At 58.7% G+C, this 17,407-nt stretch carries 16 protein-coding genes; 4 read left to right on the top strand and 12 right to left on the bottom strand.

What is annotated here, in order from left to right; genetic code table 11:
• Window positions 1–16: 16 nt before the first annotated feature.
• Complete coding sequence (plsY, locus tag QRN41_RS24250) at window positions 17–586, bottom strand: glycerol-3-phosphate 1-O-acyltransferase PlsY (RefSeq protein WP_285422211.1); 570 nt, start codon at window positions 584–586, stop codon at window positions 17–19.
• Between the two features lie 74 nt (window positions 587–660).
• Between plsY and folB the strand changes: the two genes are divergently transcribed.
• Window positions 661–1,014 carry a dihydroneopterin aldolase gene (gene folB, locus QRN41_RS24245; RefSeq protein ID WP_034101080.1) on the top strand — a complete coding sequence of 118 codons (354 nt, stop codon included), beginning with the start codon at window positions 661–663 and terminating at the stop codon, window positions 1,012–1,014.
• Window positions 1,005–1,523 carry a 2-amino-4-hydroxy-6-hydroxymethyldihydropteridine diphosphokinase gene (folK, locus tag QRN41_RS24240; protein WP_034101079.1) on the top strand — a complete coding sequence of 173 codons (519 nt, stop codon included), beginning with the start codon at window positions 1,005–1,007 and terminating at the stop codon, window positions 1,521–1,523. The genes folB and folK overlap by 10 nt, the downstream gene beginning before the upstream one ends.
• Here folK and QRN41_RS24235 read toward each other — a convergent pair.
• The 11 genes from QRN41_RS24235 to QRN41_RS24185 form a co-directional block, all read right to left on the bottom strand.
• Window positions 1,518–2,747, bottom strand: coding sequence for a multifunctional CCA addition/repair protein (locus QRN41_RS24235; protein WP_285422210.1), 1,230 nt, complete (start codon window positions 2,745–2,747; stop codon window positions 1,518–1,520). The two genes, folK and QRN41_RS24235, sit on opposite strands and share 6 nt — an antisense overlap.
• Before the next feature lie 63 nt (window positions 2,748–2,810).
• A complete protein-coding gene (locus QRN41_RS24230) occupies window positions 2,811–4,376 on the bottom strand; it encodes a SpoVR family protein (protein ID WP_034101076.1) in 1,566 nt (521 codons plus the stop codon).
• Window positions 4,373–5,644 carry a YeaH/YhbH family protein gene (locus QRN41_RS24225; RefSeq protein ID WP_034139548.1) on the bottom strand — a complete coding sequence of 424 codons (1,272 nt, stop codon included), beginning with the start codon at window positions 5,642–5,644 and terminating at the stop codon, window positions 4,373–4,375. Before QRN41_RS24225 ends, QRN41_RS24230 begins: the two co-directional genes overlap by 4 nt.
• Before the next feature lie 115 nt (window positions 5,645–5,759).
• Window positions 5,760–7,682: a PrkA family serine protein kinase gene (locus QRN41_RS24220; protein ID WP_034101074.1), complete on the bottom strand. Its 1,923-nt coding sequence runs from the start codon at window positions 7,680–7,682 to the stop codon at window positions 5,760–5,762.
• 285 nt (window positions 7,683–7,967) lie between these two features.
• Window positions 7,968–8,297 carry a thiosulfate sulfurtransferase GlpE gene (gene glpE / locus QRN41_RS24215; protein WP_285422209.1) on the bottom strand — a complete coding sequence of 110 codons (330 nt, stop codon included), beginning with the start codon at window positions 8,295–8,297 and terminating at the stop codon, window positions 7,968–7,970.
• A 32-nt stretch (window positions 8,298–8,329) separates the two neighbouring features.
• Complete coding sequence (locus QRN41_RS24210; RefSeq protein WP_285422208.1) at window positions 8,330–9,181, bottom strand: symmetrical bis(5'-nucleosyl)-tetraphosphatase; 852 nt, start codon at window positions 9,179–9,181, stop codon at window positions 8,330–8,332.
• Window positions 9,181–9,561, bottom strand: coding sequence for a Co2+/Mg2+ efflux facilitator ApaG/CorD (gene apaG / locus QRN41_RS24205; protein ID WP_034101069.1), 381 nt, complete (start codon window positions 9,559–9,561; stop codon window positions 9,181–9,183). Before apaG ends, QRN41_RS24210 begins: the two co-directional genes overlap by 1 nt.
• 106 nt (window positions 9,562–9,667) lie before the next feature.
• Window positions 9,668–10,480 (bottom strand): 16S rRNA (adenine(1518)-N(6)/adenine(1519)-N(6))-dimethyltransferase RsmA, encoded by an 813-nt coding sequence (gene rsmA / locus QRN41_RS24200; RefSeq protein ID WP_034101068.1) that lies wholly within the window; start codon window positions 10,478–10,480, stop codon window positions 9,668–9,670.
• Window positions 10,477–11,466, bottom strand: coding sequence for a 4-hydroxythreonine-4-phosphate dehydrogenase PdxA (pdxA, locus tag QRN41_RS24195; protein ID WP_285422207.1), 990 nt, complete (start codon window positions 11,464–11,466; stop codon window positions 10,477–10,479). Before pdxA ends, rsmA begins: the two co-directional genes overlap by 4 nt.
• Window positions 11,463–12,803: a peptidylprolyl isomerase gene (locus QRN41_RS24190; protein WP_285422206.1), complete on the bottom strand. Its 1,341-nt coding sequence runs from the start codon at window positions 12,801–12,803 to the stop codon at window positions 11,463–11,465. Before QRN41_RS24190 ends, pdxA begins: the two co-directional genes overlap by 4 nt.
• On the bottom strand, window positions 12,778–15,579 hold the full coding sequence (locus tag QRN41_RS24185) for an LPS-assembly protein LptD (protein WP_034139543.1): 2,802 nt from the start codon (window positions 15,577–15,579) through the stop codon (window positions 12,778–12,780). The genes QRN41_RS24190 and QRN41_RS24185 overlap by 26 nt, the downstream gene beginning before the upstream one ends.
• A 130-nt stretch (window positions 15,580–15,709) precedes the next feature.
• Between QRN41_RS24185 and QRN41_RS24180 the strand changes: the two genes are divergently transcribed.
• Entirely contained in the window at window positions 15,710–16,735 is a 1,026-nt protein-coding gene (locus tag QRN41_RS24180) for an aminoglycoside phosphotransferase family protein (RefSeq protein WP_285422205.1), read from the top strand.
• Window positions 16,732–17,406, top strand: coding sequence for an N-acetylmuramate alpha-1-phosphate uridylyltransferase MurU (gene murU, locus QRN41_RS24175; RefSeq protein ID WP_285422204.1), 675 nt, complete (start codon window positions 16,732–16,734; stop codon window positions 17,404–17,406). Before QRN41_RS24180 ends, murU begins: the two co-directional genes overlap by 4 nt.
• Window position 17,407: the final 1 nt, after the last annotated feature.

Raw genomic sequence — 17,407 nt, 5'->3', positions numbered from 1 at the left:
GGGTGTGAGCCGGTATTTAAAAATGCCGTTCGCGCCCAGCAAACAGGTCGCGTAAATTGCCGCGATGGCGCCAGACGATCAGCAGCGTCAACACGCTCATCGGTAATAGCGCCGCCGGTTCCTGCCAGGCCAGCAGCGGCAAGGTCAGGGGCGTGGCGATCAGCGCTGCCAGCGAGCTGGTGCGGGTCAGGTAGAACGTCAGCAGCCAGGCCAGTACGGCCAGCAGCGCCGCCGGCGGGTAGATCCCCAGCAGCATGCCGGCCGCCGTAGCGACACCTTTGCCGCCGCGAAAGCGAAAGTACAAGGGAAACAGGTGGCCGAGTACGGCGCATACGCCCACCCAGGCCTGTTGTTGCAGGGGCAGGCCGGCAAGGCTGGCGATCAGCACGGGCAACAGGCCTTTGCACACATCGCCTAGTAATGTCAGGACCGCAAGTTTCTTGCCGGCCAGACGCAGCATATTGGTAGCGCCGGCATTGCCGGAGCCACCCATTCGCGGATCGGGATTTCCCGTCAGGCGGCTGAGCAAAATGGCGAAGGACAGCGAGCCGAGCAGGTAGGCGAGAGTCGCCAGTGACCAAAACATGCTAACTATTCCGGGCGAGGACGCCCTGATTCTAACGGGGCATCGCGCCCTTGTCGTGCTGCGGAGAAAAGTGCTTGGACAGAGTGTTTATCGAAGGCCTGGAAGTCGACACCGTGATCGGGGCCTACGACTGGGAGCGCGGCATCCGACAATGCCTGCGTCTGGACCTGAGCTTCGCCTGGGACAATCGCCCGGCCGCGGCCGGTGACGACCTGACCCTGGCGCTGGACTACGCGAGCGTATCCGCACGGATCCAGGCGTTCGCCGAGCAATCCCAGTTCCAGTTGGTGGAAACCTTTGCCGAGCGTCTGGCCGAAGTCTTGATGGGCGAATTCCAGATTCCCTGGCTGCACCTCAAATTGACCAAGCCCGGAGCCGTCCCGGCCGCCAAGGGTGTCGGCGTGGAGATCGAGCGCGGATGTCGCTAACTCAGATTTACCTTGGCCTTGGCAGCAATATCGAGCGCGAACGCCACTTGCGCGCGGGGCTGGATGCGCTGGCGGGCTTTCTGGTGGATGTACGCTGTTCGGCAGTGTTCGAGAGCCAGCCGGTCGGTATCAAGAGCGGGCCGTTCTTCAACTTGGTGGTGTCGGCGTATACCGACCTGCCGTTGATGGAGCTGGATCGCCGGTTGAAGTCGATTGAAGCGGATAACGGTCGTTATGCGCCGGATCGCAAAGGGTTGCCCCTGGATATCGATGTGCTGTTGTACGGCGAACTGGTCGGCAACTTTGACGGTTTGGTGCTGCCGCGAGCGGAAATCCTGAAAAACGCCTTTGTGTTATGGCCGCTGTCATTGATGGCGCCGGATCGCCTACACCCCGAAGCGGGCAAGACGATGGCGCATTTATGGCGTGATTCGCACATCGATCAGGTGCTGGCGCCGGTTGCATTTGAATGGCGGGGCCAGCCATTGACGCCGAGCGCGCTGTTATAAAGCGCGCTGTTCCTTGTAAGCCTTGAGTGTCTTGAGTCTTTCCCGCTTGAGCGCTTCACCCAGTTCAGGGCCCTTGAAACCTTTCTCCAGCAGCGGCGCCACCGCAACGCTGCGTGCCGCTTGCGCCGCACCGCGCAGATAATCCGCCTGTGGATAACTGCGTTGCTCAAGGCCTTTGCGACCACGGGCGTCCATTTCGCAGGCGACCACGAATTCTTCGAAACGCTGCGGCCGGCGATACACATCAAAACTCTGCAATAACTCCAGTAATGTCGAGGCTTTCAGCTCCAGGGCGCGATGGCCGTGGGTGTGATATTGGCCAACCAGCAGCGCCAGCTCCTGGCAGTCCCGCGGCACTTTGAAGCGTTCATTGACCGCCTTGATCAGCTTCAGCCCCCTATGTTCGTGGGCAATGTGTTGCGGCAACTTATCCACAGGTGTCAGACCTTTACCCAGATCGTGGAGCAAGCAGGCCCAGCGAACGGTCAACGGTTGCCGATGCAGAGCGGCCTGTTCCAGCACGCTGAGGGTATGCACGCCGGTGTCGATTTCAGGATGGTGTGCCTCGGGCTGCGGTACGCCGAACAGGGCGTCGACTTCAGGCATCAGGGTTTTCAGCGCGTTGCAGTCGCGCAGTACCTGAATAAATACCTGAGGCTGATCTTCCATTAATGCGCGGGAGATTTCCTTCCAACTGCGTTCAGGGGTCAGGGCTTCCAGTTCTCCGGACTCGCTGAGTTGGCGCATCAATACGAGGGTTTGCGGTGCGACTTTGAAACCCAAATGTGCATAACGCGCGGCGAATCGTGCTACGCGGAGCACTCGCAGAGGATCTTCGGCGAACGCCGGGGAAACATGACGCAGGACGCGGGCTTTCAGGTCTTGCTGGCCGTTGTAAGGGTCGATCAGGTTGCCGTCATCGTCCTCCGCCATGGCATTGATGGTCAGGTCGCGGCGAATCAGGTCTTCTTCCAGCGTAACTTCTGGGCTTGCATGGAACACAAAGCCGCCATAACCCCGGCCACTCTTGCGTTCGGTGCGGGCGAGGGCGTACTCGTCGCCGTTCTTCGGGTCCAGAAATACCGGAAAATCAGCGCCGACAGGCTTGAACCCCTTGGCCAGCATCTCTTCAGTGGTCGCGCCCACAACGACGCGGTCAATGTCTGTGACGTCGATGCCTAGCAAGCGGTCGCGCACTGCGCCGCCAACCTTGTAGATTTTCATGAAAAAGCCTCCATTAGCTGCACAGGATACCGTCTGTGCCTGACCGATGGAGGCTTTGCTGCTTCAGAGATGCACGACGGCCATGTCCAGGCGGCCATAGTCGTTGTCATTGTGATCGCTGCGCGGCGGGACATGGTGGGTCTTCATGACCTGATCGCCTTGTAAGGTTTCCAGATGGATGTCGAAACCCCATAGTCGATGCAGGTGCTTGAGGACTTCATCGGTGGAATCGCCCAACGGTTTACGATCGTGCTGTTGATGGCGCAACGTCAGCGAGCGGTCGCCGCGTACATCGATGCTGTAGATCTGCACATTGGGTTCGCGATTGCCCAGGTTGTATTGCGCGGCCAGGGTTTCGCGGATGATGCGGTAGCCCGGCTCGTCATGGATGGCCGGTACCACCAGATCGTCCTTGAGATCGTCATCCAGAATGCTGAACAGCTTGAGGTCGCGGATCACCTTGGGTGACAGGTACTGCAGGATAAAACTCTCATCCTTGAAGCTACTCATGGCGAACTTGATCGTGGACAGCCAGTCACTGCCCGCGATTTCCGGGAACCAACGGCGATCCTCCTCGGTTGGGTTTTCGCACATGCGCCGGATATCACGGTACATGGCAAAGCCCAGCGCATAGGGGTTGATGCCGCTGTAATAGGGGCTGTCGAAACCCGGCTGGAACACCACGCTGGTGTGGGAAGTGAGGAACTCCATCATAAAACCGTCGGTAACCAGGCCTTCATCGTAAAGGTCGTTCATCAGCGTGTAGTGCCAGAAGGTTGCCCAGCCCTCATTCATTACCTGGGTCTGGCGTTGAGGGTAGAAGTACTGGGCGATCTTGCGCACGATACGCACGATTTCTCTTTGCCAGGGCTCCAGCAGCGGCGCGTGTTTTTCTAGGAAATACAGAATGTTTTCCTGGGGTTCGGCGGGGAAGCGAGCATTATCCTTATCGTTATTTTTGCCGGCGCGTTTTGGAATCGTGCGCCATAGATCATTGATCTGTTTTTGCAGATGCTCTTCGCGCTCTTTCTGGCGCAGGCGCTCTTCTTCGGCGGAAATCGGATAAGGCCTTTTGTAGCGGTCGACCCCGTAGTTCATCAGGGCATGGCAGGAGTCGAGCAGATCCTCCACCGCGTCGATGCCGTGGCGCTCTTCGCATTGCATGATGTACTGCTTGGCGAACACCAGGTAATCAATGATTGAACTGGCATCGGTCCAGGTGCGGAACAGGTAATTACCTTTGAAAAAACTGTTATGCCCATAGCAGGCGTGGGCCACGACCAGCGCCTGCATGCAGATGGTGTTTTCTTCCATCAGGTAAGCGATGCAGGGGTCGGAGTTGATGACGATTTCGTACGCCAGGCCCATCTGGCCGCGGCTGTAGGACTTTTCGGTGCTGAGAAAGTGTTTACCATATGACCAATGGTGGTAGCCCAGGGGCATGCCGACCGAGGCATAGGCGTCCATCATTTGTTCGGCGGTGATCACCTCGATCTGGTTGGGGTAAGTGTCCAGGGCATAACCCGCCGCAATACGGCTGATTTCCCGGTCATAGGCCTGGATCAGTTCAAAGGTCCATTCGGACCCGGTGGAGAGGGGTTGGCGCTTAGTCTCTTTTTTGGCGGTCATGTCACTAACCTGCGCTGGAAGAGTTCACGGAAGACCGGGTAGATATCGCCGGCCGAGACCAATTGCTGCTGGGCGAACGTGTCGGCAAACGCTTCGCCGATACGCTCGTATTCGAACCACAGGGCCTGGTGCTCACGGGGGGTAATTTCGACGTAAGTGTAGTACTGCACGAACGGCATGATCTGGTTGATCAGAATGTCACGGCAGATTGGCGAGTCGTCGTTCCAGTTGTCGCCGTCTGAGGCCTGGGCGGCGTAGATATTCCATTCGTTGGCCGGGTAGCGCTCGGCCATGATCTCCTGCATCAGCTTCAAGGCACTGGACACAATGGTGCCGCCGGTTTCACGCGAGTAGAAAAACTCCTCTTCGTCGACTTCCCGCGCGCTGGTGTGATGGCGGATAAACACCACGTCGATCTTGTCGTAGTTCCGCTTGAGAAACAGGTACAGCAGGATAAAGAAACGTTTGGCGATGTCCTTGGTGGCCTGGGTCATGGAGCCGGACACGTCCATCAGGCAGAACATCACGGCCTTGGAGCTGGGATTGGGTTGTTTGACCAGCAAGTTGTATTTCAAATCGAATGTATCGAGAAACGGCACGCGGTGAATGCGCGCACTGAGTTTTTCGATTTCCGCCTCTACCTCCTGAATATCACCGAAGTTGTCCGGCTCATCCCGCTTCAAGCGCGCCAGTTCCTCTTTGGCCTGCTTCAGCTTGGCGCGGCTACTGCCTGACAAGGCAATCCGCCGCGCATGAGCTGAGCGCAGGGTGCGGATGATATTGATCCGTGAGGGGTTGCCTTCGTTGCTGATGCCGGCGCGCACGGTCTTGAAGGTGTCGGTGCCGGTCAGGTTGCGTTTGACCAGGTTAGGCAGTTCCAAATCCTCGAACATGAATTCGAGGAATTCCTCCTGAGTGATCTGGAACACGAACTCGTCCATGCCCTCGCCAGAATTGCCGGCTTTACCCGGGCCCTTGCCGCCGCCACCGCCTGGGGGACGTTGGATATGCTCACCCGTGGTGAACTCCTTATTGCCAGGATGCACGACGGTCTGTTTGCCGCCTCTGCCGTGGTGCAGGACGGGTTCGTCGATGTCGCGTCCGGGGATGCTGATTTGTTCGCCGTGCTCCATGTCCGTGATGGAACGGCGGCTGACGGCTTCTTCAACCGCCTTTTTAATGTGGTCACGGTAACGCCGCAGGAAACGCTGGCGGTTTACCGTGCTCTTGTTCTTGCCATTGAGGCGTCGGTCGATCACATAGCTCATGGGGCCCCTCCGGGGAGCTTCAAGTCGTGAGCTTCAAGCCGCAAGGCAGAGCCCACTGACGGGCTCTGTCGCTTTTCCCTTGCCGCGTGTCGCTAGAAGCTTACAGCTGCTTCTCTCACTGCGATTTCCGGACCCGCAGGTACCATTCCGAAAGAAGGCGTACCTGTTTGTCGGTATAGCCACGCTCGACCATTCGAGTAACGAAGTCGTTGTGTTTTTGCTGATCCTCCTTGCTGGCCTTGGCATTGAAACTGATGACCGGCAGCAGATCCTCGGTGTTGGAGAACATTTTCTTCTCGATAACCACCCGCAGCTTCTCGTAGCTGAGCCAGGTAGGGTTCTTGCCGTTGTTGTTGGCACGGGCGCGCAGTACGAAATTGACGATTTCGTTGCGGAAATCCTTCGGATTGCTGATGCCGGCAGGTTTTTCGATTTTTTCCAGTTCTTCGTTGAGCGCTACACGGTTGAGAATTTCGCCGGTTTCGGGGTCGCGGTACTCCTGATCCTGGATCCAGAAGTCTGCATACAGCACGTAGCGGTCGAAGATGTTCTGGCCGTACTCGCTGTAGGACTCCAGGTACGCAGTCTGGATTTCCTTGCCGATAAACTCGATATAGCGCGGTGCCAGGTATTCCTTGAGGAACCGCAGGTAACGTTCGCGAGTTTCTGCCTGGAACTGCTCCTGTTCGATCTGCTGTTCCAGCACATACAGCAAATGTACCGGGTTGGCGGCAATCTCGTGGGGATCGAAGTTGAACACTTTGGACAGGATCTTGAACGCGAAGCGGGTCGACAGGCCGTTCATGCCCTCGTCCACTCCAGCGGAGTCGCGATATTCCTGAATCGACTTGGCCTTGGGATCGGTGTCCTTGAGGTTCTCGCCGTCGTACACCCGCATTTTTGAGTAGATGTTGGAGTTTTCCGGTTCTTTGAGCCGCGACAGCACGGTGAACTGCGCCAGCATCTTCAGGGTGTCGGGCGCGCAATGAGCCTTGGACAGGGAGCTGTTGAACAGCAGCTTGTCGTAGATCTTGATCTCATCACTGACCCGCAGGCAGTACGGCACCTTGACGATGTAGATCCGATCGATGAACGCCTCGTTGTTCTTGTTATTGCGGAAGGTGTGCCATTCCGATTCGTTGGAGTGGGCCAGCAGGATGCCGGTAAATGGAATGGCGCCCAGGCCTTCGGTACTGTTGTAGTTGCCTTCCTGGGTCGCGGTAAGCAGTGGGTGCAGCACCTTGATCGGTGCCTTGAACATTTCCACGAACTCCATCAGGCCCTGGTTGGCTCGGCACAATGCGCCTGAGTAGCTGTAGGCGTCGGCGTCGTTCTGCGGGAATTCTTCCAGCTTGCGGATATCGACCTTGCCCACCAATGCGGAAATATCCTGGTTGTTCTCGTCCCCCGGTTCAGTCTTGGCCACGCCGATCTGATTGAGAATCGATGGATAAAGCTTCACCACGCGGAACTGGCTGATATCTCCGCCGAACTCGGCCAGGCGTTTGGTGGCCCAGGGTGACATGATGGTATTGAGATAGCGCCGTGGGATGCCGAAGTCTTCTTCGAGGATCGCGCCATCTTCCGTGGCGTTGAACAAGCCCAGGGGCGATTCGAACACCGGCGAACCCTTGATGGCGTAGAAGGGCACTTTCTCGATCAGTTGCTTGAGCTTTTCGGCCAGGGACGATTTGCCGCCGCCCACGGGGCCGAGCAGGTAGAGGATTTGTTTCTTCTCTTCCAGGCCTTGGGCGGCGTGGCGGAAGTAGGAGACGATCTGATCGATGCACTCTTCCATGCCATGGAAGTCTTCAAAGGCCGGGTAACGGCGGATCACCTTGTTGGAAAATATTCGCGATAGACGCGAATTGTTCGAGGTGTCTACCAGCTCCGGCTCACCGATGGCCAACAGCAGGCGCTCGGCGGCGGATGCGTAGGCACTGCGGTCCTGCTTGCACAGCTCGAGATACTCCTGAAGCGTGAGTTCCTCCTGCTGTGTGGATGCGAAGCGTTGTTGGAAGTGGCTAAAAATACTCATGACGTCGTCACCTCGCTCGATACGTGGAGCCGACGCCGGATCAATCAGTCGATGCTGGCAACCATCGACGATCGCCAATGGTTGTTTTCCCCCCAGAACACCCTGAAACGCTACCGATGACCCGCACGCCGGTGTACCGGCTCTCCCCTGATTCGGATGGCCTGCGCTTAAGGATAGTTCGGAATCGGAGAGGTCAAGGCGCGATACGTAATTAGTTTGACCGCGCCGTTCGTCAGAAACGGCGCGAGCCCAAGCGTCACGCGGGGTAGCGGGGTGTGAAAAAAATTATTGCGAATCGACTGATGCGATGTCTGCAGGAAAGGTCGCATGCCACAGCTCAAACCCGCCATCCAGGCTATAGACGTCGGAGAAGCCTTGATTGACCAGATACGCGGCTGCGCTCTGGCTGGAGTTACCGTGGTAGCACGCCACGATCACTGGTGCATCGAGGTCGGCGTCGCGGATAAAGTCAGCGATGTTGACGTTGTCCAAGTGCTTGGCGCCAGCAATGTGCGCAGCGGCGTAGGTCGGCTGGTCACGGATATCGACTACTACCGCGCCTTGCTCGCGCAGAGCCTTGGCTTGTTCGGGAGGGATACGTTTGAATTCGCTCATGGCGGGCTCCTTGGGCGGGCGGCAAGCGGCGTCTAGCGCTTGGCGGCGGCCGGCTGTGTAACGGGAAGAGGGGGTTGGCACTGGCAGCGATGGCGCTCGCCCGTGTCGATATTCATCAGGGTCATGGCGCCACCCCACACGCAACCGGTGTCGAGGGCAAACACGCCGGGCTCGTCGCACTGGCCTTCCAGGGCCGCCCAGTGGCCGAAGATGATCTTGGTGTCACGGGTCTTGCGTTCTTTATGGGCAAACCAGGGTTTATAGCCGGGCAATGCGGTGTCCGCGCCTTCCTTGCTCTTGAGGTCCAGTTTGCCCTCGGCGGTGCAGAAGCGCATGCGCGTGAAGTAGTTGGTGATGACCCGCAGTCGAGCGACGCCGGTAAGGTCGTTATCCCATTTAACCGGCTCGTTGCCGTACATGCCGTCCAGGTAGGCGGTGTACAGGCTATCGTCGGCCAAAGCGTGCTCGACCTCGGCCGCACATTTAAGAGCTTTTTTCAGCGTCCATTGCGGCGCGATGCCGGCATGCACCAGCGCCATGCGGCGGCCTTCGTCGTAATGCATGATCTTTTGCCGACGCAGCCAGTCCAGCAGTTCGTCGCGGTCAGGTGCTTCGAGAATTTCCAGCAGCGTATCGCCTTTTTTCAGACGTTCGATGTTATTCGCCGCTGCCAGCAGGTGCAGGTCGTGATTGCCCAACACGCAAACCAACGAATGTCGCAGGTTATACAGGTAGCGCAGGGTTTCCAGCGACTCGGGGCCACGGTTGACCAAATCACCCACCAGCCACAGGCGATCCTGCGCCGGGTCGAAGGCGACCCGTTGCAGTAGGCATTTGAGGGGCTCCAGGCAACCTTGCAGGTCACCGACCGCATACGTCGCCATCAGTGCAGGGCTCCGGGCACGGCGAGACGGAATGGTTTGATCATGGCGTCGAATAAATGACCGTCGGTGGCTTTCATTTGATAGGAGCCCTGCATGGTTCCGACCTTGGAGGTCATCACCGTGCCGCTGCTGTAAGTGTGGCTGGCGCCGCTGTCGATCAATGGCTGCTGGCCGACAACGCCGGCGCCGCGGACTTCTTCGACCTGGCCGTCACCGTCGGTAATCACCCAGTGGCGAGAGAGGAGTTTAGCCGGCACCAGCCCGTTGTTTTTCACCGTGATGGTGTAGGCAAAGGCGTAGCGGTTTTGTTCAGGTTGCGATTGTTCCGCCAGGAAGCGGGTGACGACGCTGACGTCGATCTGGTAGCGAGGATCGGACATGCAAGAGGCCTTAAAAGCAAAAGCGGAAGACAGCAGATGCGGATCAGTCTAGGCCAAGAGGTGGGCACTAGGCCAGACATGCCGTCTGGCCCATGCACAGCAGGTTTCAGTCTGCGGCTGGCGCAGGCTGGATGGCCAACTGGTCAGCCAGGCGCACGAACGCGGCCAGGTCCAGTTGCTCGGGGCGCAGGCTGCCGTCTACCCCGGCGGCTTCGATTTCGGCGTTGCTCAGCAGCGCCTTGAGCGTGTTGCGCAAAGTTTTGCGGCGCTGGTTGAACGCCTCGCGTACCACGCGCTCCAGTAAGCGATGATCCTTGGCCGGGTGTGGCAGCACGGCATGGGGGACCAGGCGTACGATGGCCGAATCAACTTTCGGCGGCGGGTTGAAGGCGCCCGGCCCAACGTTGAACAGGTGTTCGACGCGGCAGTGGTACTGAACCATGATCGACAGTCGACCCCAATCGCCGCCTCCAGGGCCAGCGGCCAGGCGCTCCACCACTTCTTTTTGCAGCATGAAGTGCATGTCGCGGATGATCCCTGCGTTGTTCAGCAGGTGGAAGATCAGGGGTGTGGAGATGTTGTAGGGCAGGTTGCCGACCACGCGCAGGCTATTAGGCGCGGCGTTGAGGCTATTGAAGTCGAACTTCAGCGCATCGCCCTGATGCAGGTTGAAGTTGGACTTGCCGGCGAATTGCTGATTGAGGATCGGGATCAGGTCCTTGTCCAACTCCACCACGTCCAACTGCCCGCCACTGGCCAGCAAGCCTTGGGTCAGTGCGCCCTGGCCTGGGCCGATTTCCAATAGGCGGTCTTCGGGCTTGGCGTGAATGGAGCGCAGGATGCGGTCGATCACGCCTGCGTCGTGCAGGAAATTCTGCCCGAAGCGCTTGCGCGCCCGGTGTTGGTAATGCTCGGTCATATACGGGTCTCGGCCATCTGATAGGCGGTTTCCAGGGCCACGTGCAGGCTGCCGGTATCGATCTTGCCGCTGCCCGCCAAGTCCAGGGCAGTGCCATGGTCGACGGAGGTACGGATGATCGGCAGGCCCAGGGTCACGTTGACGGCGGCGCCGAAGCCTTTGTATTTCAGCACCGGCAGCCCTTGGTCATGGTACATCGCCAGCACTGCGTCGCAGTGCTCCAGATATTTGGGGGTAAACAGAGTGTCCGCGGGCAGTGGGCCGCGCAGGTCCATGCCTTCTTGGCGCAGACGCTCCAGGGTGGGGTCGATGATGTCGATTTCTTCATGGCCCAAGTGGCCGCCTTCGCCGGCGTGGGGGTTGAGCCCGCAGACCAGGATGCGCGGTTGGGCGATGCCGAATTTTTGGCGCAAGTCGGCATGCAAGATGCGCGTCACGCGCTCCAAACGCTCGGCGGTAATGGCGTCGGCAACTTCACGCAGCGGCAGGTGCGTGGTCACCAGGGCTACACGCAAGCCGCGGGTGGCAAGCATCATCACGACTTGTGTGGTGTGGGTCAGCTCGGCAAGGAACTCGGTGTGACCGGAAAACGCGATGCCGGACTCATTGATCACGCCCTTGTGCACCGGCGCGGTGATCATGCCCGCGAAGTCGCCATCGAGGCAGCCTTGCCCGGCGCGAGTCAGGGTTTGCAACACAAACGCCGCATTGGCCGTATCCAGCTGCCCGGCCACGACCTTGGCGTGCAGTGGGGTGTCCCACACATACAGGCTATCTGCCGGTGCCGGCACGTCGGGCCAGTTGCCCGGTGCCACGTCCAGCAGATCCACAGCCACACCCAGCTGCGCGGCCCGCTCAAGGAGCAGGTCGCGGCTGGTAATGGCAATCAGGGGGTGTGGCTGAGGTTGCGAGGCGAGCAGCAGGCACAGGTCTGGACCGATGCCGGCGGGCTCGCCGGGTGTCACCGCGAAACGCTGAGGTTTCACTGAACTGCCTGGTCGGTGCCTGTTTGCTCGGCGCCTGGCAGCTTGATTTCCACATAGGCCTCGTCACGGATCTGACGCAGCCAAGTTTGCAGCTCCTCATCGTACTTGCGGTTGCGCAGTACGTTCAGCGCTTGCTGTTCGCGGGCTTGGCTGGTGTTGTCGGTGGCGCGACGGCCAAGGACTTCCAGCACATGCCAGCCATATTGAGTCTTGAACGGCTTGGACAACACACCTTGCGGAGTATCGGCCATGACCTGCTGGAACTCTGGCACCAGCGCTTTCGGGTCGATCCAGTTCAGGTCGCCGCCGTTGAGGGCCGAACCCGGATCTTCCGAGAAGCTCTTGGCCAAGGTGGCGAAGTCTTCACCATTCTGGATGCGCTCGTAGATTTTCTGGGCCAATTCCTTGGTTTGCGCTTCGGTGCGGATTTCACTTGGTTTGACCAGGATGTGACGAACATGTACTTCGTCTTTCAACGAGGTTTGGCCACCACGACGCTCCAACAACTTCAGGATGATGAAACCGCCCGGCGTGCGCGCTGGTTGGGTAATGCCGCCCACTTCCATCGCACTCAGTTCACGGTCGAACGGCGGTGGCAATTGAGCGGCCTTACGCCAGCCCATATCACCGCCTTCAAGGGCGTTGTCGCTGCCGGACTGGGCGATAGCCATTTGCGCAAAATCAGCACCGGCCTTGAGGCGATCATAAATCGCTTGGGTCTTGGCGGCGGCTGCATTGAGCTGTTCGGAGTTGGCGCTGTCCGGTGTCGGAATCAGAATATTGGCCAGGTGCAGTTCTTCGGAAAGCTGCATCTTGCCCAGGTCCGAGGCCAGGAAGTTCTTCACCTCCTGCTCGGACACCTGAACCCGCTCGGCCACACGGCGCTGACGTACACGGCTGATGATCATCTCACGGCGGATCTGATCACGGGCATCTTCATAGGACAGGCCGTCACGCGCCAGGGCGGCGCGGAACTGGTCGATGCTCATATTGTTGCGCTGAGCAATCGTGCCTACCGCCTGGTTCAACTCTTCGTCCGAGATGCGAATGCCGGAACGTTCGCCGATCTGCAGTTGCAGGTTCTCGACGATCAAGCGTTCCAGTACCTGTTGATCCAGGACGCTGGTAGGTGGCACGCCACCGCCACGCTTGGCGATGGTTTGCTGAACTTCCTTGACCCGTTGGTCCAGTTGGCTCTGCATGATCACGTCGTTATCGACAATGGCCACGACCTTGTCCAGCGGCTGGACCGCGGCATGCGCCGCTGCGGTTCCCAGGAACAGCGCGCCCAGCAGGAGCGGGCGCAGACAATCAGAAAGCTTGATCTTCACGTTCACGATAACCTTGAATGCCTTTGTCGAGGAAGCTCTCTACCTTGGCGCCGGTCAGGCCGCCGAGTCCTTTGAGGACGATCTGGAAGAAGAGCCCGTGGTCACCCTTTTCGTTAAGCGGGGCGAGCTGGGTATATTCGTCGTTGGAAACCCAGTAACGGTTGATGACACGCAATTTCCAGCAGCAGTTGTCGTACTCGAAACCACCAAACGCTTCCAGGGTGCGGTTGCGGGCATAGTCATACTGCCAACGGGTAATCAGGTTCCACTGTGGAATGATCGGCCACATCATCGAGAAGTCGTGTTGTTGGATTTTGTAGTAATCCTTCACGAAGTTCGGTTGACCTTCGGTGCCGTAGTCCCCACCGAACTGCCATTTGCCAGTCAGCTGGTTGTAGACCACCTGGTCGTTGCGATAGCGATAACCAAGGTTGACCACCTTGTTGGGGTTGTCTTCCGGCTGGTAGTGGAACATTGCGCTGCCGGAGCGGGCACTGTGCTCTTCTGTGTCCCAGTTGTAATCGGCAGTGGCACGCCAGTCGCGGTTGAAGCGGAACTCATATTCCAAGGCGACAGGGGATACGTCGGACTGTGCATCGGCACGGTCAGCGGCCAGTACGCCTGGAAGTTGAACTTCACGGTCCTTGAAGTAAATCGCCTGGCCGACGCTGACGCGCTGACGCTCGAAACCGTTCTCTTCGATCCAGCGGCTGGTTACGCCCAGGGACAGTTTGTTCTCGTCGCCGATCCGGTCAGAGCCGCTGAAGCGGTTGTCGCGGAACAGCGAGCCGTAGCTGAATGCGTACTCGCTGGTGTCGAAGACAGGAATATCGCTCTGGTCCTTGTTCGGGACGTAGAGGTAGTAAGCACGCGGTTCGAGGGTCTGGTTGTAGGCTTTGCCGAACCAGTTGGTCTGGCGGTCGAAGTACAGGCCGCTGTCCACGCTGGCAATGGGCACCGCACGATCTTGAGAGCTTTTGAAGGTTTGACCGGCATTCGCCATCTGCGACTTGCCTGTTCCGTCCAGGTCCAGATCGTATTTGGTATAGACGTACTTGAGCTTCGGTGTAATGAAGCCGTAGGTCCAGTTCATTGGGTAATCAACGGCTGGGGCAACATTAAGTCGAGTGCCATTAGCACGTGTTAGGCCTGTGACGTTTTCATCAAGGCGTCTTTCACCAAAGGTGCCATCTGAATTGGCAGGGCCGCCATCTTTGTCAAGAACCCTACCGCTGCGCAGGTCTCGATCAAATCTTACGGCTTCTGTTTCATAACTGAAGTTCAGTCCGCCTGGATGATAAGGCAGTGCACCATTGAAGGTGATTTGCGGCAGTCTGTCGTACGGCGTTATCTGGGAAATAGTTGCCAGTTGGTAAGCTTGAAGATTCAAGCGAGCCTGATAAGAATCACCGCGATAGGTAACGGATCCCTGCTGATTGAGGAAGTCCTGGGATTCCACGCCGATTTGGTTACTTTTCAAATCTTGAAAGTAGAACGGATCGCTGATCTTGGTGTAATCGACCTGAGTCGACAACCGCGAATCCAACCCACCCTTATGCTGCCAATTGAGCATATAGCGGGTTTTTTCGTAATCGGTCTGTTTGCTGCGCTCGTCGCTGTCGTCGTTCAGGTACGCGCCGCCGAACTGGCCTTCGCTGGACTTGGTGAGGTAGCGGAATTCGCCTTCCATCAACAGGCCGCGCTTGGTCATGTATTGCGGGTACAACGTGGCGTCATAGTTCGGCGCCAGGTTGAAGTAGTACGGCGTGGTCAGCGCAAAGCCCGTTTCGCCACCAGTGGCGAAGCTCGGCGGCAGGAAGCCGGACTGACGACGATCGTCGATCGGGAAGTAGATATAAGGCGTATACAGGATCGGGATGTTCTTGACCCGCAACGTCGCGTTGGTCGCCGTACCGAAACCGGTGGCCGGGTTCAACGTGATGTTATTGCCTTTGAGCTGCCAGGCGTTGCTGTCCGGCTCGCAGGTGGTGTACGTACCGTCCTTGAGACGGATGATCGCGTTTTCGGCACGCTTGGCGTACAGCGCGCTGCCGCGGATGCGCGACTTGTGCATCACATATTCGGCGTTGTCGATCTGGGCGGCGCCGGTGTCCAACTGAACTTGGGCGTGGTCGCCGACGATCAGTGCACCGTTGTCACGCAGACGCACATTGCCGTTCAGCTCGCCACGGTTCTCGGCCTGGTACAGGCTGGCTTCCTGGGATTCGAGCTGCATGCTGCCCTGGCGCATGACGACGTCACCGGCCAGGGTCGCAACTTGCGATTCCTGCTCGTAACGAGAGGCCTTGGCACCGATGAAGGTCGGCGCGTCGCTCTTGTTGGTCTTGTCGTTCATGCCAGGACGTGTCGGTTCGACGTACGCACCGGCGCAGTAAGGACCGGTTTCGGCCAGTTGGGCCGCGGTCAACTTTTCGCGAGGCACCCAGTCCAAGTGGCTATAGTCGGCGCTGCGCGAGCGCAGGCCGCGGCCCTTGGCTTCGGTGACCAGTGCGGTCTTGGGCTCGGCCTCAGCGCTGCCACCGGCATCGGCTTGCGCCGTGCTGTTGGCCGAGCTGACGGCTGCACCGTCATGCACCGGGCGCGGTGGTAGCGGGGCAGCGGCGGTTTTCGGCGCGCAATCCCAGGCACCCGAAGCAGAGACTGAGCAGTCATACTGTTCCGCGGCGACCACGAATGAGGTGGCGAAAGGTTGCATGGCCAGCAGACTGCCGGTTACCAGCAACGGAAATTTTCTACGAAACGCGGGGGATTTCAATGCCATCTTATTAGTCCGGGCTTCCTGCGTGCCATCTGCCCGCGGTGTGGGCCGCACGCCTCTCGATGGTCTGAAAAAGATGCGTGATAATAAAGCATGACCCGCTTGACGGCTAGCGCCGTCGGAGACCCTTGTAATGCCCGAGCAAGATCTACGTTTACAACAGCTGGAAGTCTGGCTGGATGAGCAGTTGCCGATCCTTTTCAAAGCTCACGGCTGGGGTGCCGTACCCCCGGCCACATTGACCGCGGCCAGCAGCGACGCGAGTTTCAGGCGCTATTTCCGTTGGGAGGGAGGTGGCCGAACTTTCGTGGTCATGGATGCGCCACCCCCCCAGGAAAACTGCAAACCTTTCGTCGATATCGCGCATTTACTTGCGAGGTCTGGGATAAATGTTCCGAAAATTTATGCAGAAGATCTGCCGCGAGGCTTTCTTTTGCTCAATGACCTGGGCACAAAAACCTACTTGGACGTGATCGACGAGCACAACGCTGATCAATTATTCGCCGAGGCCATCGATGCCTTGCTGGCTTTCCAGCAATTGCCGATGGATGCGCCGCTGCCCAGTTATGACGTCGCCTTGCTGCGGCGCGAGCTGGAACTGTTTCCCGAGTGGTACGTGCGCCGACACCTGGGCATCGAATTGGATACCCATCAACAAGCCCTCTGGCAGTGCGTCAGCGATCGGTTGGTCGACAGCGCCCTGGCGCAGCCCAAAGTGCTGGTGCACCGCGACTATATGCCGCGCAACCTGATGATCAGCGAGCCCAAACCCGGCGTGCTGGATTTCCAGGATGCGGTTTATGGTCCGGTCACCTACGACATCACTTGTCTGTTCAAAGACGCCTTTCTTAGTTGGCCCCAGGCCCGCGTGCGGGAATGGCAGCGTGGTTATTGGGCGCAGGCCATGAAACTTGGCATCCCGGTGCAGGCGGACTTCGATGAATTCCTGCGCGCCAGCGACTTGATGGGCGTGCAGCGCCATCTCAAGGTCATCGGCATTTTTGCGCGTATCTGCCACCGCGACGGCAAGCCTCGCTACCTGGCCGACGTGCCGCGCTTCTTCGCTTATATAGAAGCGGTAGTGGCTGAGCGTCCGCAGTTGAGTGAACTATCCGAGCTGTTGGTCAGCCTGCGCCAGCCGGCCGAGGCCGTTGTATGAAGGCCATGATCCTGGCCGCGGGCAAAGGCGAACGGATGCGTCCGCTCACTTTGCACACCCCCAAGCCATTGGTGCAGGCCGGTGGCAAGCGCCTGATCGAGTATCACCTGGAGGCGCTGGCCAAGGCCGGCTTCACCGACATCGTGATCAACCACGCCTGGCTCGGTCAGCAGATCGAAAGTTATCTGGGCGACGGCGCGCAATTCGGGCTGCGCATCCGTTACTCCCCGGAGGGCGAGCCGCTGGAGACCGGCGGCGGAATTTTCCAGGCACTGCCATTGCTGGGGGATCAACCTTTTCTGGTGGTCAATGGCGATATCTGGACTGACTACGATTTCACCCAGCTCAAGCAACCACTCAAGGGGCTGGCGCATTTGGTGATGGTGGATAACCCGGCGCATCACCCTTCGGGCGGTGATTTTTACCTGGATCACGGTCTTCTTCATGATGCGGCGCCTGGTGCCGATAACCTGACCTTCAGTGGCATTTCCGTGCTCGACCCCAAGTTGTTTGAAGGTTGCAGCGCGGGTGCCTTCAAGTTGGCGCCGCTGCTACGCGCGGCCATGGCGAAAGGTCAGGTAACGGGGGAGCACATGGCAGGACGCTGGATTGATGTCGGTACGCTGGAGCGCCTGGCGCAAGTCGAATCCCTGCTCATAGCGGGGCAGTAAC

It is taken from the genome of Pseudomonas sp. efr-133-TYG-23, assembly GCF_030209215.1.
In the GTDB taxonomy this organism is placed as follows: Bacteria; Pseudomonadota; Gammaproteobacteria; order Pseudomonadales; family Pseudomonadaceae; genus Aquipseudomonas; species Aquipseudomonas rhodesiae.
Note: the sequence above shows the minus strand (reverse complement) of the source record. Positions and strands in the feature narration are given on the sequence as shown.

Bases quoted from the DNA above. Each gene is read 5' to 3' on its own strand.
- murU (WP_285422204.1), top strand. From the start codon at position 16,732: ATGAAGGCCATGATCCTGGCCGCGGGCAAAGGCGAACGGATGCGTCCG.
- QRN41_RS24235 (WP_285422210.1), bottom strand. From the start codon at position 2,747: ATGAAAATCTACAAGGTTGGCGGCGCAGTGCGCGACCGCTTGCTAGGC.
- QRN41_RS24210 (WP_285422208.1), bottom strand. From the start codon at position 9,181: ATGGCGACGTATGCGGTCGGTGACCTGCAAGGTTGCCTGGAGCCCCTC.
- QRN41_RS24225 (WP_034139548.1), bottom strand. From the start codon at position 5,644: ATGAGCTATGTGATCGACCGACGCCTCAATGGCAAGAACAAGAGCACG.
- plsY (WP_285422211.1), bottom strand. From the start codon at position 586: ATGTTTTGGTCACTGGCGACTCTCGCCTACCTGCTCGGCTCGCTGTCC.
- QRN41_RS24180 (WP_285422205.1), top strand. From the start codon at position 15,710: ATGCCCGAGCAAGATCTACGTTTACAACAGCTGGAAGTCTGGCTGGAT.
- QRN41_RS24230 (WP_034101076.1), bottom strand. From the start codon at position 4,376: ATGACCGCCAAAAAAGAGACTAAGCGCCAACCCCTCTCCACCGGGTCC.
- glpE (WP_285422209.1), bottom strand. From the start codon at position 8,297: ATGAGCGAATTCAAACGTATCCCTCCCGAACAAGCCAAGGCTCTGCGC.
- rsmA (WP_034101068.1), bottom strand. From the start codon at position 10,480: ATGACCGAGCATTACCAACACCGGGCGCGCAAGCGCTTCGGGCAGAAT.
- QRN41_RS24220 (WP_034101074.1), bottom strand. From the start codon at position 7,682: ATGAGTATTTTTAGCCACTTCCAACAACGCTTCGCATCCACACAGCAG.
- QRN41_RS24185 (WP_034139543.1), bottom strand. From the start codon at position 15,579: ATGGCATTGAAATCCCCCGCGTTTCGTAGAAAATTTCCGTTGCTGGTA.
- apaG (WP_034101069.1), bottom strand. From the start codon at position 9,561: ATGTCCGATCCTCGCTACCAGATCGACGTCAGCGTCGTCACCCGCTTC.
- folK (WP_034101079.1), top strand. From the start codon at position 1,005: ATGTCGCTAACTCAGATTTACCTTGGCCTTGGCAGCAATATCGAGCGC.